The organism is Pseudomonas sp. DR 5-09, assembly GCF_001655595.1.
Lineage (GTDB): Bacteria > Pseudomonadota > Gammaproteobacteria > Pseudomonadales > Pseudomonadaceae > Aquipseudomonas > Aquipseudomonas pharyngis.
Genome location: NZ_CP011566.1, coordinates 148,898 through 166,617, shown reverse-complemented (window position 1 = coordinate 166,617; position 17,720 = coordinate 148,898). Strand labels below are relative to the sequence as shown.

Genomic DNA, 17,720 nt, shown 5'->3' with positions numbered 1-17,720 from the left:
GACTGAATCGGCGCAGACAGCCATCAGGTCTATGGAAGTCAACTGAACGTGACACCCGGAGAGTCTTCAATGAGCAGTGTTGTTGCCATCGTCAAAAGCATTGTCGGTCAGGTTTTCGTGGTGTCCCCAGAGGGCGTCCGTCGCGTACTCGTTGAAGGCGACCGGCTGTTTGCCGGCGATCAGGTCGACACCGGCGTTTCCGGCGCCGTGTCCCTGGAACTGGCCGATGGCCGCACGATCGATCTGGGCCGTGACACTCAGTGGAGCGCCGATACCCCGGACTCCAGCACCGACCTGGCCGAAGCCACCGCGCAAGCCGCGCCGTCGGTAGAAGAGCTGCAACAAGCCATCGCCGCCGGTGTCGACCCGACTACCGCCCTTGACGCCACCGCTGCCGGCCCGAGCGCCGCAGGGACTGGCGGTGCCGCCGGCGGCGGTCACAGCTTCGTGATGCTCGATGCGACCGCCGGCCGCGTCGACCCAACCATCGGTTTCCCGACTGCGGGCATCAACGCTGCAGGCCAGGCCGCGCAGAACATCACCGGCGGCCAGACCACCGACACCAACGTCAATGCCCTGCGCGAATCGACCCTGAGCCTCAGCGCCACGCCGAGCATCACCGAAGCCGGCGGCGTGCTGGTGTACACCGCAACGCTGACCCAGGCGCCGCTGACCGACCTGACCATCACCCTGTCCAACGGTGCGGTGATCGTGATTCCGGCCGGTTCCACCACCGGCACCGTCAACGTGCCCCTGGCGCCGAACGACACTGTTTATAACGACCCGACCCAGATCGACGTGACCGTCACCGGCACCACCGGCGGCAACGGCATCACCGTGACCCCGCCGACCACCCCGGCCACGACCCAGGTCACCGACACCATCGACACCACCACCGTGACCCTGACGGCGGGCCCGAGCGTGACCGAAGGCGGTCAGATCACCTACACCGCGACCCTGACCAACCCGGCGCAGACGCCGGTGACCGTCACCCTGTCGAACGGTTCGACCATCACCATCGGCGCCGGCCAGACCACCGGCACCGTCAACGTGCCGACCGCGCCGAATGACGTCTATAACAACGGCAGCACCGTCACCACCACCATCACCGGTGCCACGGGCGGCAACTTCGAAAACCTGGTGCCGAACCCGACACCGGCCGTTACCACGATCGTCGATTCGGTCGACACCACCAATCTGACTCTGACCGCCACCGGCACCGTGGTCGAAGGTGGCCAGATCACCTACACCGCAACCCTGACCAACCCGGCGCAGACGCCGGTGACCGTCACCCTGTCGAACGGTTCGACCATCACTATCGGCGCCGGCCAGACCACCGGCAGCGTCAACGTGCCGACCGCACCGAATGACGTCTACAACAACGGCGGCACCGTCAGCACCACGATTACCGGCGCTACCGGCGGCAATTTCGAGAATCTGGTGCCGAACACGACGCCAGCGACCACTACCGTCACCGACTCCATCGACACCACCAACCTGTCGCTGAGCGCCACCGGTTCCGTGGCGGAAGGCGGTTCGATCGTCTACACCGCAACCCTGACCAATCCGGCCGGCACCCCGGTGACCGTGACGTTGAGCAACGGCTCCGTCATCACCATCGAAGCGGGTAAAACCACTGGCACCGTGACCGTTCCGGCGCCGGCCGATGACGTCTACAAAGACGCGGGCAAGGTCGAAGTCACCATCAAGGACGCCACCGGCGGCAACTTCGAGAATCTGGTGCCAAGCACTGTTCCCGCTGTCACCGAAGTGACTGACACCATCGACACCTCGACCGTCAAACTGACGGCTGATACTTCGGTTGCAGAAGGCGGCACCGTTACTTATACCGCTACGGTTGGCGCACCAGTCACCGGTTCGCCGGTGACTGTCACTTTGGCCAACGGTCAGACCATCACCATCGAAGTGGGCAAAACCACCGGCACCGTGACCACCACCGCGCCGAACGACGCATTGGCTGGCAACGCACCGCTGACCAACTCGATCACCGGCGTTTCCGGCGGTAATTACGAAAATCTGGTGGCCGACAAGACCCCGGTTTCGACCACGGTTACCGACGTTGCCGACACCACCAACCTGACCCTGAGCGCCACCGGTACTGTCGCCGAGGGCGGTTCGATTGTTTACACCGCGACGCTGACCAATCCTGCGGGCACCCCGGTGACCGTGACGTTGAGCAACGGCTCCGTCATCACCATCGAAGCGGGTAAAACCACCGGCACCGTGACCGTTCCGGCGCCTGCCGATGACGTCTATAAAGACGCCGGCAAAGTCGAAGTGACCATCAAGGACGCCACCGGCGGCAACTTCGAGAACCTGGTGCCAAGCACCGTTCCGGCCGTCACCGACGTGACCGATACCGTCGACACCACCACCGTCAAACTGACCGCGACCGAGTCGGCGGCCGAGGGCGGCACCGTCACTTACACCGCGACAGTTGGAGCGCCCGTAACTGGCTCGCCGGTCACCGTGACCCTGGCCAACGGCCAAAGCATCACGATTGAAGTGGGCAAGACCACCGGCACCGTGACCACCACCGCACCGAACGACGCATTGGCCGGCAACGCACCGCTGACCAACGCGATCACCGGCGTGAGCGGCGGCAACTACGAGAATCTGGTCGCCGACAAGACTCCGGTTTCGACCACCGTCACTGACACCGTCGAAACCACCAACCTGACCCTGAGCGCCACCGATTCCGTGGCCGAGGGCGGCTCGATCATCTACACCGCGACGCTGACAAATCCGGCCGGCACGCCGGTGACCGTGACCTTGAGCAACGGCGCGGTCATCACCATCGAAGCCGGCAAGACCACCGGCACCGTGACCGTTCCAGCGCCTGCCGATGACGTCTACAAGGATGCCGGCAAAGTCGAAGCGACCATCACCGGCGCAACCGGTGGCAACTTCGAAAACCTGGTGCCAAGCACTGTGCCGGCCGTGACCCAGGTCACCGATACCATCGACACCTCGACCGTCAAACTGACCGCGACCGAGTCGGCGGCGGAAGGCGGTACCGTTACTTACACCGCGACGGTGGGCGCCCCGGTAACCGGCTCGCCTGTGGTTGTGACCCTGGCCAACGGTCAGGCGATCACCATCGAAGTCGGCAAAACCACCGGCACCGTGACTACCACGGCGCCGAACGACGTACTGGCCGGCCATGCACCGCTGACCAACTCGATCACCGGTGTGAGCGGCGGTAACTACGAAAACCTCGTGGCCGACAAAACGCCGGTCAGCACCACCATCACCGACACCGTCGACACCACCACCGTATCGCTGACCGCCACCGGCAACGTCAACGAGGGCGGGCAGATCGTCTACACCGCGACCCTGACCAATCCGGCCGGCACCCCGGTGACCGTGACGTTGAGCAACGGCTCCGTCATCACCATCGAAGCCGGTAAAACCACCGGCACCGTGACCGTTCCAGCCCCGGCCGATGACGTCTATAAAGACGCCGGCAAAGTCGAAGTGACCATCAAGGACACTTCCGGCGGCAATTTCGAAAACCTGGTGGCCAACCCGACGCCAGCGGTGACCAACGTCGCCGACACCATCAACACCACGCACCTGACCCTCAGCGCCGAAAGCTATGTGCTCGAAGGCACGTCGATCACTTACACCGCGACCCTGACCAACGCCGCGCAGACGCCGGTGACCGTCAACCTGAGCAACGGCCAGACCATCGTTATCGAGGCCGGCAAGACCAGCGGTTCGGTGACCATCCCGGCGCCGAGCGATGACGTCTACAAGGATGTCAGCAAGCTCACCGTGACCATGACCGATGCCAGCGGCGGCAACTTCGAGAAGCTCGACGTCAGCAAGACGCCGGTCAGCACCACGGTCAACGACACCATCGACAAGACCACGCTGACCCTGAGCGCCAGCGACACCGTCAGCGAAGGTGGCCAGATCACCTACACCGCGACCCTGAGCAACCCGGCCGGCACCGCCATGACCGTGACCCTGGCCAACGGCGCGGTCATCAACATCGCCGCCGGTGCCACCAGCGGTTCGGTGAATTTCCCTGCGCCGGCCAACACGCCTTACATCGATGGCGGCAAGGTGCAGACCGCGATTGCCAGCCACAGCGGCGGCAACTTCGAACAGGTCGATGCCAACCGTACGGCTGTGGTGACCAAGGTTACCGACACCGTCGACACCACCAATATCAGCCTGAGCGCCACCGGTTCGGTCGCCGAGGGCGGTTCGATCGTCTACACCGCGACCCTGACCAACCCGGCCGGCACGGCCATGACCGTGACCCTGAGCAACGGCGCGGTGATCAACATCGCCAAAGGCGCGAGCACCGGCACCATCACCGTCGCCGCACCGGGCGACGACGTGTACAAGGACGCCGGCAAAGTCGATGCCAGCATCACCAAGACCACCGGCGGCAACTTTGAAAACCTGGTGGTCGACAAGACCCCGGCGGTGACCGACGTCACCGACACCATCGATACCAGCACCGTTTCCCTGAGCGCCACGGCCAGCACCGTTGAAGGCGGCGTGGTGGTTTACACCGCCTCCGTCACCGCACCGGTGACCGGCTCGCCGGTGGTCGTGACCCTGTCCAACGGCCAGACCATCACCATCCCGGTCGGCGCCAGCAGCGCCAGCGTCAACTACACCGCACCGAACGATGCACTGGCCGGCGGCAACACGCTGAGCGTGAAGATCGACGGCACCAGCGGCGGCAATTACGAAAACCTGGTAGCCGACAAGACGCCGGCCGTGACCTCAGTCACCGACACCGTCGACACCACCAATCTGACCTTGAGCGCTACAGGTTCCGTGGCCGAAGGCGGTTCGATCGTTTACACCGCCACGCTGACCAATCCGGCTGGCACGCCAGTGACCGTGACCCTGAGCAACGGCTCGGTGATCACCATTGAAGCGGGTAAAACCACCGGCACCGTGACCGTTCCGGCTCCGGCCGATGACGTCTACAAAGACGCCGGCAAAGTCGAAGTGACCATCAAGGATGCGTCCGGCGGCAACTTCGAGAATCTGGTGCCGAGCACTGTTCCGGCCGTCACTGAAGTGACTGACACCATCGATACGTCGACCGTGAAGCTGAGCGCCGATACGTCGGTGGCTGAGGGCGGCACTGTCACCTACACCGCAACTGTTGGCGCTCCGGTGACTGGCTCGCCGGTCACCGTGACTCTGGCCAACGGTCAGACCATCACCATCGAAGTGGGCAAAACCACCGGCACCATCACCACCACCGCGCCGAATGATGCGTTGAACGGTCACACCCCGCTGAGCAACTCGATTACTGGCGTGTCTGGAGGTAACTACGAAAATCTGGTGGCCGACAAGACCCCGGTTTCGACCACCGTCACCGACACCGTCGACACGACCAACCTGACCCTCAGCGCGACAGGTTCCGTGGCCGAAGGCGGCTCGATCGTTTACACCGCAACGCTGACCAACCCGGCCGGCACCCCAGTCACCGTGACACTGAGCAACGGCGCTGTTATCACCATCGAGGCCGGTAAAACCACCGGCACCGTGACCGTCGATGCGCCGAAAGACGACGTCTACAAAGACGCCGGCAAAGTCGAAGTCACCATCAAGGATGCAACTGGCGGCAACTTCGAGAACCTGGTGCCGAGCACTGTTCCGGCCGTTACCGAAGTCACTGACACCATCGACACTACCACGGTGAAACTGACTGCGACCGAGTCGGCGGCTGAGGGCGGCACCGTCACTTACACCGCCACCGTTGGCGCGCCAGTGACCGGCTCGCCTGTGACCGTGACCCTGGCCAATGGTCAGTCGATCACCATCGAGGTCGGCAAGACCACCGGCACCATCACCACCACTGCGCCGAACGATGCGTTGAACGGTCACACACCGCTGACCAACGCGATCACTGGCGTGAGCGGCGGTAACTACGAAAATCTCGTAGCCGACAAAACGCCGGTCAGCACTACCGTAACTGACACCGTCGACACCACCGACCTGACGCTGACTGCGACCGGCACCGTGGCCGAAGGTGGCTCGATCACCTACACCGCCACCCTGACCAACCCGGCCGGCACTCCGGTGACCGTGACGTTGAGCAACGGCTCCGTCATCACCATCGAAGCGGGCAAAACCACCGGCACCGTGACCGTAGACGCGCCGAAAGATGACGTCTACAAAGACGCCGGCAAGGTCGAAGTGACCATCAAGGATGCAACTGGCGGCAACTTCGAGAACCTGGTGCCAAGCACTGTTCCGGCCGTTACCGAAGTCACTGACACCATCGACACTACCACGGTGAAACTGACTGCGACCGAGTCGGCGGCTGAGGGCGGCACAGTTACTTACACCGCCACCGTTGGCGCCCCTGTCACCGGCTCGCCTGTGACCGTGACCCTGGCCAATGGTCAGTCGATTACCATCGAGGTCGGCAAGACCACTGGCACCGTCACCACCACCGCGCCGAACGATGCGCTCAACGGCCATGCGCCGCTGACTAACTCGATCACTGGCGTGTCTGGCGGCAACTACGAAAACCTCGTAGCCGACAAGACCCCGGTTTCGACCACCGTCACCGATACCGTCGACACCACCAATCTGACCCTCAGCGCCACTGACTCGGTGGCCGAGGGCGGTTCGATCGTTTACACCGCGACCCTGACCAACCCGGCCGGCACCCCAGTGACCGTGACGTTGAGCAACGGTGCCGTCATCACCATCGAGGCCGGTAAAACCACCGGCACCGTGACCGTCGATGCACCGAAAGACGACGTCTACAAAGACGCCGGCAAGGTCGAGGTGACCATCAAGGATGCAACTGGCGGCAACTTCGAGAACCTGGTGCCAAGCACCGCTCCAGCCGTCACCGAAGTCACCGACACCATCGACACCTCGACCGTCAAACTGAGCGCGACCGAGTCGGCTGCTGAAGGCGGCACTGTTACCTACACCGCCACCGTTGGCGCCCCGGTAACCGGCTCGCCTGTGACCGTGACCCTGGCCAATGGTCAGTCGATCACCATCGAAGTCGGCAAGACCACCGGTACCGTCACCACCACCGCGCCGAACGACGCGCTGAACGGTCACACCCCGCTGACCAACTCGATTACTGGCGTGTCTGGCGGCAACTACGAAAATCTCGTCGCCGACAAAACGCCGGTCAGCACCACCGTGACCGACACCGTCGACACCACCAACCTGACCCTGAGCGCCACGCCGGAAGTCAACGAAGGTGGCCAGATTACCTACACCGCGACCCTAACCAACGCCGCCGGGACTCCGGTGACCGTGACCTTGAGCAACGGCGCAGTGATCACCATCGAGGCCGGTAAAACCTCCGGCACCGTGACCGTCGATGCACCGAAGGACGACGTCTACAAGGACGCCGGCAAAGTCGAGACGACCATTTCGACCACCACCGGTGGCAACTTCGAGAACCTGGTCACCAGCACCGCCCCGGCGGTCACCACCGTCAATGACACCATCGACACGTCCACCGTGTCGCTGACCGCCACCGCCAACGTCGCCGAAGGCGAAACCGTGGTCTACACCGCGACCGTGACGGCGCCAGTGACCGGTTCGCCGCTCGTCGTGACCCTGTCCAACGGCCAGACCATCACCATCGCCGTCGGCGAAACCACCGGCACCGTGAATTTCGTCGCGCCGAACAGCCCGTTGGCGGGCGGCAGCTCGCTGAGCGTGACCATCGACAAGGCCACCGGTGGCAACTACGAAAACCTGGCGGTCGACAGCAAACCGGCAAATACCTCGGTTTCGGACACCGTCGACACGACCAACCTGAACCTGACGGCCACCGACTCGGTGGCCGAGGGCGGTTCGATCACTTACACCGCGACCCTGACCAACCCGGCCGGCACGCCGGTGACCGTGACCCTGTCGAACGGTGCCGTCATTACTATCGAGGCCGGTAAAACCACCGGCACCGTGACCGTCGATGCACCGAAAGACGACGTCTACAAAGACGCCGGCAAAGTCGAGGCAACCATTTCGACCGCTACTGGCGGTGGTTTCGAGAACCTGGTGCCAAGCACCGTTCCGGCCGTGACCAACGTCACCGACACCATCGATACCACCACGGTGAAACTCACCGCGACCGAGTCGGCGGCTGAAGGCGGCACCGTTACTTACACCGCTACCGTCGGCGCGCCTGTCACCGGCTCGCCAGTCACCGTGACCCTGTCCAATGGACAGTCGATCACCATTGAAGTGGGTAAAACCACCGGTACCGTGACCACGACCGCGCCGAACGATGCGCTCAACGGCCATGCGCCGCTGACCAACGCGATCACTGGCGTGACTGGCGGTAACTACGAAAACCTCGTGGCTGACAAAACCCCGGTCAGCACTACCGTGACTGACACCGTCGACACCACCAACCTGACCCTGAGCGCAACTGGCTCGGTAGCCGAGGGTGGTTCGATCGTTTACACCGCGACCCTGACCAATCCGGCCGGCACTCCGGTGACCGTGACCCTGTCGAACGGCGCTGTCATCACCATCGAGGCCGGCAAAACCTCCGGCACCGTGACCGTCGATGCGCCGAAAGATGACGTCTACAAAGATGCGGGCAAAGTTGAAGCAACCATTTCGACCGCCACCGGTGGCAACTTCGAGAATCTGGTGCCGAGCACCGTTCCGGCCGTGACCGAAGTCACCGACACCATCGACACCACTACGGTGAAACTCACCGCCACCGAGTCGGCGGCTGAAGGTGGCACCGTCACTTACACCGCGACCGTGGGCGCACCTGTGACCGGTTCGCCCGTCACCGTGACGCTGTCCAACGGTCAGTCGATCACCATCGAAGTGGGCAAGACCACTGGCACCGTGACCACCACTGCGCCAAACGATGCGTTGAACGGCCACACGCCGTTGACCAACGCGATCACTGGCGTGAGCGGCGGTAACTACGAAAACCTCGTAGCTGACAAAACCCCGGTTTCGACCACCGTCACCGACACCGTCGACACCACCAATCTGTCGCTGACCGCGACCGACAGCGTGGCCGAAGGCGGCTCGATCGTTTACACCGCGACCCTGACCAATCCGGCCGGCACCCCGCTGACCGTGACCTTGAGCAATGGCGCTGTCATCACCATCGAAGCCGGTAAGACCACCGGCACCGTGACCGTTGCCGCGCCAGCCGATGACGTCTACAAAGACGCCGGCAAGGTCGAAGTGACCATCAAGGACGCAACCGGTGGCAACTTCGAGAACCTGGTTCCGAGCACCGTTCCAGCCGTAACGGAAGTCACCGATACCGTCGACACGACGACCGTGAAGCTGACCGCTTCCGAAACGGCCGCTGAAGGTGGCACCGTCACTTACACCGCGACTGTTGGCGCGCCAGTGACTGGCTCGCCTGTGACCGTAACCCTGGCCAATGGTCAGTCGATCACCATCGAGGTGGGCAAAACCACCGGCACTGTCACCACCACCGCGCCGAACGATGCGCTCAACGGCCATGCGCCGCTGACCAACTCGATCACCGGTGTGAGCGGCGGTAACTACGAAAACCTCGTGGCCGACAAAACGCCGGTCAGCACCACCGTGACCGACACCGTCGACACCACCAACCTGACCCTGAGCGCCACCAATTCGGTAGCCGAGGGTGGTTCGATCACTTACACCGCCACACTGACCAACGCTGCGGGCACCCCGGTGACCGTGACCTTGAGCAACGGCGCGGTCATCACTATCGAGGCCGGCAAAACCACCGGCACCGTGACCGTCGACGCACCGAAAGACGACGTCTACAAAGACGCCGGCAAAGTCGAAGCAACCATTTCGACCGCCACCGGTGGCAACTTCGAGAACCTTGTTCCGAGCACTGTTCCGGCCGTGACCCAGGTCACCGACACCATCGACACCACCACGGTCAAACTGACTGCGACCGAGTCGGCGGCTGAGGGCGGCACCGTTACTTACACCGCGACTGTTGGCGCACCGGTGACCGGTTCGCCTGTGACCGTGACCCTGGCCAATGGTCAGTCGATCACCATCGAGGTCGGCAAAACCACCGGCACCGTCACCACCACCGCGCCGAACGATGCGTTGAACGGTCACACACCGCTGACCAACGCGATCACTGGCGTGACTGGCGGGAACTACGAAAACCTCGTGGCCGACAAAACGCCGGTCTCGACCACCGTCACCGACACGGTCGACACCACCAACCTGACCCTCAGCGCCACCAATTCGGTTGCCGAGGGCGGTTCGATCATCTACACCGCGACCCTGACCAACGCCGCTGGCTCGCCAGTGACGGTGACCTTGTCGAACGGCGCGGTGATCACCATCGAAGCCGGCAAAACCACTGGCACCGTGACCGTCGACGCGCCGAAGGACGACGTCTACAAAGACGCCGGCAAAGTCGAGGCGACCATTTCGACCGCCACCGGTGGCAACTTCGAGAACCTTGTTCCGAGCACTGTTCCGGCCGTGACCCAGGTCACCGACACCATCGACACCACCACGGTGAAACTCACCGCCACCGAGTCGGCGGCTGAAGGCGGCACTGTCACTTACACCGCCACCGTGGGCGCTCCTGTGACTGGCTCGCCAGTGACTGTGAACCTGTCGAATGGCCAGAGCATCACCATCGAAGTGGGTAAAACCACCGGCACCGTGACGACCACGGCGCCTAACGATGCGCTCAACGGCCACACGCCGCTGACCAACGCGATCACCGGCGTGAGCGGCGGTAACTACGAGAATCTGGTGGCCGACAAGACGCCAGTCAGCACTACCGTGACCGACACCGTCGACACCACCAACCTGTCGCTCAGCGCGACCGGCACCGTGGCCGAAGGTGGTTCAATCACCTACACCGCGACCCTGACCAACGCTGCGGGCACCCCGGTGACCGTGACCTTGAGCAATGGCGCCGTGATCACCATCGAGGCCGGTAAAACCACGGGCACCGTGACCGTCGCCGCGCCAGCCGATGACGTCTACAAAGACGCCGGCAACGTGCAAGCCACGATCACCAACGCCACGGGCGGCAACTTCGAAAACCTGGTCACCAGCACCACACCAGCGGTGACCAGCGTTACCGACACCATCGACACCACCACCGTGAAGCTGACCGCAACCGCAACAGCGGCCGAGGGCGGCACCGTCACCTACACCGCTACCGTAGGTGCGCCAGTGACTGGCTCGCCTGTGACCGTGAATCTGTCGAACGGCCAGAGCATTACCATCGAAGTCGGCAAGACCACCGGCACCGTGACCACCACCGCGCCGAACGACGTGCTGACCGGTCATGCACCGTTGACCAACGCGATCACTGGTGTGAGCGGTGGTAACTACGAAAATCTGGTTGCTGATAAAACCCCGGTTTCGACTACCGTCACCGACACCGTCGATACCACCAACCTGTCGCTCAGCGCGACCGGCACCGTGGCCGAAGGCGGCTCGATCACCTACACCGCGACCCTGACCAACGCTGCTGGTTCGCCAGTGACCGTGACCTTGTCGAACGGCGCCGTGATCACCATCGAGGCAGGAAAAACCACCGGCACCGTGACCGTTCCTGCGCCAGCCGATGACGTCTACAAGGACGCCGGCAACGTGCAGGCCACCATCACCAATGCCAGCGGTGGCAACTTCGAGAACCTGGTCACCAGCACCACGCCAGCCGTGACCAGCGTTACCGATACCATCGACACCACTACCGTGAAGCTGACCGCAACTGCGACGGCGGCCGAGGGTGGCAACGTTGTCTACACCGCCACTGTTGGCGCTCCGGTGACTGGCTCGCCAGTGACGGTAACCCTGTCGAATGGTCAATCGGTCACCATCGAAGTCGGCAAGACCAGCGGCACCGTGACCACCACCGCGCCTAACGACGTATTGAATGGTCATGCACCACTGACCAACGCGATCACCGGCGTGAGCGGCGGTAACTACGAGAATCTGGTGGCCGACAAGACCCCGGTCAGCACCACCGTGACCGACACGGTCGACACTACCAACCTGTCCCTGAGCGCCACCAACTCGGTCGCCGAGGGTGGTTCGATCACTTACACCGCAACCCTGACCAATGCTGCGGGCACTCCGGTGACCGTGACCTTGAGCAACGGCGCCGTGATCACCATCGAAGCGGGCAAAACCACCGGCACCGTAACCGTTCCTGCGCCAGCGGACGATGTCTACAAAGACGCCGGCAACGTGCAAGCCACGATCACCAACGCCACGGGCGGCAACTTCGAAAACCTGGTGACCAGCACCACGCCAGCAGTGACCAGCGTTACTGACACCATCGACACCACCACCGTGAAGCTGACCGCAACCGCAACAGCGGCCGAGGGCGGCACCGTCACCTACACCGCTACCGTAGGTGCGCCAGTGACTGGCTCGCCTGTGACCGTGACCCTGTCCAACGGACAGTCGATCACTATCGAAGTCGGCAAGACCACGGGCACCGTGACCACCACCGCGCCGAACGATGCGCTCAACGGCCATGCGCCGCTGACCAACGCGATCACCGGCGTGAGCGGCGGTAACTACGAGAATCTGGTGGCCGACAAGACCCCGGTCAGCACCACCGTGACCGACACCGTCGACACCACCAACCTGACGCTCAGCGCGACCGGCACCGTGGCTGAAGGTGGCTCGATCACCTACACCGCGACCCTGACCAACGCCGCTGGCTCGCCAGTGACCGTCACCCTGAGCAACGGTTCGGTGATCACCATCGAAGCCGGTAAAACCACGGGCACCGTGACCGTTCCTGCGCCAGCTGACGACGTCTACAAAGACGCCGGCAACGTGCAGGCGACGATCAAGTCCGCCACCGGCGGCAACTTCGAGAACCTGGTCACCAGCACCACACCAGCCGTGACCAGCGTCACCGACACTATCGACACCACCACCGTGAAGCTGACCGCGACCACGACGGCGGCCGAAGGTGGCAACGTGGTCTACACCGCGACCGTCGGCGCGCCAGTGACAGGCTCGCCTGTGACCGTGACCCTGGCCAACGGTCAGTCGATCACCATCGAAGTCGGCAAAACCACCGGCAGTGTGACCACCACCGCGCCGAACGACGTGTTGAATGGTCATGCGCCACTGACCAACGCGATCACCGGCGTAAGCGGCGGCAACTACGAGAATCTGGTGGCCGACAAGACCCCGGTCAGCACCACCGTGACCGATACCGTCGACACGACCAATCTGTCGCTCAGCGCTACCAATTCGGTCGCCGAGGGTGGTTCGATCACTTACACCGCAACCCTGACCAACGCCGCTGGCTCGCCAGTGACCGTGACCTTGTCCAACGGATCGGTGATCACCATCGAAGCCGGCAAAACCACCGGCACCGTCACCGTTCCTGCGCCAGCCGATGACGTCTACAAAGACGCCGGCAACGTACAGGCCACGATCACCAACGCCACGGGCGGCAATTTCGAAAACCTGGTGACCAGCAACACACCGGCCGTGACCAGCGTCACCGACACCATCGACACCACCACCGTCAGCATCACCGGCAGCACCTCGGTGACCGAAGGCCAGACTGCCAGCTACACCGTCAGCCTGAACCACCCGGCGCAAACCGAAGTGACCCTGAAAATCGTCTACAGCGGCACCGCCGCCGACGGTTCGGACTTCACCGGCGTGTACACCGTGAAGATCCCGGCGGGTGCCAGCAGCGCGCAGTTCAACGTTGCGACCATCGACGACAAGATCACCGAAGGCACCGAAAACTTCGTGGTCAAGATCGATTCGGCCACCGGTGGCAACTTCGAGAACCTGGCGGTCAGCAGCACCAATGGCAGCGTCAGCACCTCGATCATCGACAACGATGCACCGCCGGTCATCGACCTGGACGCCAACAACTCCAGCGGTGCAACGGGTGCCGACTACAAGGTGACCTTCACCGAGAACACCCCGGGCGCAGGCGTGTCGATTGCCGACACCGACATCAAGATCACCGACCCGGACAGCACCATGCTGACCGGCGCCACCGTCGTGCTGACCAACCGTCAGGACGGCGATGCGCTGAACCTGGGCAACAGCGTCAACGGCATTACCATCAACGCCAACAGCACCAACGGCACCGTCACCCTGACCCTGTCGGGTAACGCGACGCTCGCCGACTACATGCAGGCCATCAAGAACATCAGCTTCACCAACAGCAGTGAAGACCCGAGCACCGTGCCACGGATCATCACCGTGACCGTGACCGATGGCGGCAACTACTCCAACACCGCGACCACCACGGTCAACGTGGTGGCGGTCAACGATGCGCCGGTCGCTGCACCGGTCAACGTCACCGGCACCGAAGACACCCCGCTGATCCTCGGCTGGTCGACCTTCGGCGTCAGCGACGTCGACAGCCCGGCCAGCAGCCTGGGCGTGAAAATCACCCAGTTGCCGGGCGAAGGCAAACTGCAGTACCTGGACGGCTCGACCTGGAAAGATGTCGCCAACAACCAGACTTTCAGCAAGGCCGATATCGACGCCGGCAAGTTGCGCTTCCTGCCGGATGCCAACGAGTCGGGTGTGAATGGTTACGGTGGTACTGGCGTTGGTAACAATCAGGCCGACTACGCGCAGATCAAATTCCAGCCAACCGACGGCCAGTTGCTGGGCAACACTGGCACCATCAAGATCGACATCACCCCGGTGGCGGATGCACCGACCCTGTCGGTGGCCGACAACAGCGTGAAATCCACCGGGCTGATCAAGGAAGTCTGGACCGGTCTGTCGGGCCTGGGCACCGACGGCAGCGGCGCGAACTCGACCACCCTGAAAAACGTGATCGACGGTGCCGGCAAGCCGAACACCAGCGGTACCGTGAACAACGTGCAGTCCGACGGCAGCGTAACCGCCGGCACTGCGTCGAAAACCTCGGGCCTGATTTATCTGGAAGCCGGCAAGACCTACACCTTCAGCGGCACCGGTGACGACAGCCTGCTGGTGACCATCGGCGGCAAGAGCGTGGCGTCCACGACGTGGGGCGCGGGCGGCAACCTCAACGGTTCGTTCACCCCGACCACCAGCGGCTACTACACCCTGGACATCTACCACCACAACCAGAGCGGCCCAGGCAGCTACGACGTCAACCTGTCGGTCAACGGCAGCACACCGATCGACCTGAGCAGTGCCGGCGTGCCGATCTACACCGGCGTGCAGGATCTGGTGAATGCCGGCGTAACCGTCTCCGATCTGCACGGCAGCAACGGCGAAGGCTATTACGACGGCTACAAGCTCAACACCGGCGCCGAAGGCACCACGGTGAAACTGTCGTCGATCAGCACCGCGCTGACCGACACCGACGGCTCGGAAACCCTGAGCATCAAGATCAGCGGCGCACCGGTCGGTTCGGTGCTCAGCGATGGCGCAGGCCACAGCTTCACCGTGACCGCCACCAGCGGCGACGCCAACGTCACCGGCTGGAACCTCGGCACCCTGACCGTGACCCCGCCGACCTACTACAACGGCCAGTTCAACCTGACCGTGACCTCGACCTCAACCGAACAGGTCGGCGGCTCGGCCAGCACCACTGCGACCATCCCGGTCACCGTGGTGCCGGCGGTGTATAACGCGGTGGTCGCCACCTCGGCGGACGACACCGTCACTGGCACCGACGGCAACGACATCATCGTCGCCGACATCGGCGGCCTGACCGTGGTGCCAGGCACCAACTACAACATCGCGTTCATGGTCGACAGCTCGGGCAGTATGAGTGCCTCGTCGATCAATGCGGCCAAGGACTCGCTGACGTCGGTGTTCAACACCCTCAAGCAGAGCCTGGGCAGCAACTCCGGCACGGTGAACATCTTCCTGGTGGACTTCGATACCCAGGTCAACAAGTCGGTGTCGGTGAACCTCAACGACCCGAACGCGCTGACCTTGCTCAAGGCCGTGCTGGACTCGATGTCGTCCGGCGGCGGCACCAACTACGAAGACGTGTTCAAGGCCACGGCGAACTTCTTCCAGAGCGCCGAAGCGCTGGCCAACACCGGGGCGAAGAACCTCACGTACTTCATTACCGACGGCCAGCCGACTTACTACCAGAGCAACGAGCAGACCAACCCGACGCTGTACGGCAATGTGAAGCTCGATGACGTGGTCAAGACCAGCAACTACAAACTGGGCGACAGCTTCAGCACCTACATCGACAACACCCACTACCTGAGTATCAACACTGCCGGCGCCGTGGTATTGCAGACGTACAAGAACGGCAGCTGGAGCTGGAACAGCCTGGGTACCATCCACGCTCAGGGTGACGGTACCTACGAGATCTCGAGTCTGGCGGGCAACGGCAGCAGCACCACGACGACGACCACCGATAACGCCAGCAGCGGTTTCGCCTTGCTCAACGGTTTGTCGAATGTGGAGGCCATCGGCATCAACAGTGGTGTCAGCCTCAACGACCTGAAACCGTACGATTCGGACAAGACGCCGCAGACCAACATCGATCCGAAGGACCTGGCCAACTCGATCATCGGCCACACCGAAGCGACGATGCCGGGCAACGACACCGTCAGCGGTGGCGACGGCAACGACATCCTGTTCGGCGACCTGGTGAGCTTCAACGGCATTGCCGGCGAGGGTTATCAGGCAATGCAGGCGTTCGTGGCCAAGGAAACCGGGGTCGACGTCAGCAAAGTCACCACCAGCAACGTGCACCAGTACATCACCGAGCACTATCAGGCGTTCGATGTGTCCGGTGCCCACGACGGCAACGACACGCTGCTGGGCGGCGCGGGCAATGACATCCTGTTCGGCTCGGGCGGCAACGACCTGCTCGATGGTGGCAAGGGCAATGACATCCTGCTCGGCGGCACCGGCAACGACACGCTGATCGGCGGTCAGGGCAACGACATCCTGATCGGTGGTTCCGGTGCCGACACCTTCGTCTGGAAGGCAGGCGACACCGGCAACGACGTGATCAAGGACTTCAAGGCCAGCGAAGGCGACCGCATCGACCTGCGTGACCTGTTGCAGGGCGAGACCGGCAGCACCATCGACAACTTCCTGAAGATCACCACGGTCGACGGCGTGTCGTCGCTGCAAGTCAGCTCGGGCGGCAAGTTCAACTCGGGCGATGCCGCAGCCGCCACACCGGACGTGACGATCAAACTGGAAGGCAACAACTGGTCCACGGCCAACATTCACAACCTGATTGCCGGCAGCGATCCGACCATCAAGGTCGACCACAACAACAGCTGATGCGTGAACAACGGCCGCCCCACTGGGGCGGCCGTCACGTTTGCAGCGCTTGAACCGGTGACGATTTCGTCGGCGCACCGCATACTCGCGCGCAGTTGGCTATGCTGCTGACAGCATGACGCTGGTCCATTTCCGAGGGATGCTCAATGTTTTACGTGCAACGCGATGCGCAGGGTCAGTTGATTCGCGTGGAAGCTGCGGCCTACGCCGAGGCCACGGAAACGCTGCCGGCCGACCACCACGAAATCCAGGCCTGGTACGCCAACGAGGCGGTGGAAAACAGCCTCAAACAGCTCAAGCAGAGCGACCTGGAAATGATCCGGGTACTCGACGACCTGATTCAGGTGCTGACCCAGAAAGGCGTGATCCGCGTCACCGACCTGCCGCCGGCGGCCCAGGCCAAGTTGATGGACCGGACCCAGGCTCGGGAAGCGCTGGGCGGATTGAGTCAGTTGATCGATGAGGATGAGGGTGGGTTGATCTGATTTGCCTGTAAGTACAGATCAAAAGCCAGCCCT

2 protein-coding genes are annotated in these 17,720 nt (G+C 63.1%); both read left to right on the top strand.

The genetic code is table 11. The annotated features are described in order from the left end of the window. Nucleotides 1-69: 69 nt before the first annotated feature. On the top strand, nt 70-17,202 hold the full coding sequence (locus tag PDR5_RS00700) for a LapA family giant adhesin (RefSeq protein ID WP_064592575.1): 17,133 nt from the start codon (nt 70-72) through the stop codon (nt 17,200-17,202). Nucleotides 17,203-17,348: 146 nt separating this feature from the next. Beyond that, the gene (locus PDR5_RS00695; RefSeq protein ID WP_039773037.1) at nt 17,349-17,687 is read left to right on the top strand and encodes a hypothetical protein; all 339 of its coding nucleotides are present in this window, start codon (nt 17,349-17,351) and stop codon (nt 17,685-17,687) included. Nucleotides 17,688-17,720 lie beyond the last annotated feature (33 nt).

Coding starts and splice junctions, on each gene's coding strand:
- PDR5_RS00700 (WP_064592575.1), top strand. CDS start 70: ATGAGCAGTGTTGTTGCCATCGTCAAAAGCATTGTCGGTCAGGTTTTC.
- PDR5_RS00695 (WP_039773037.1), top strand. CDS start 17,349: ATGTTTTACGTGCAACGCGATGCGCAGGGTCAGTTGATTCGCGTGGAA.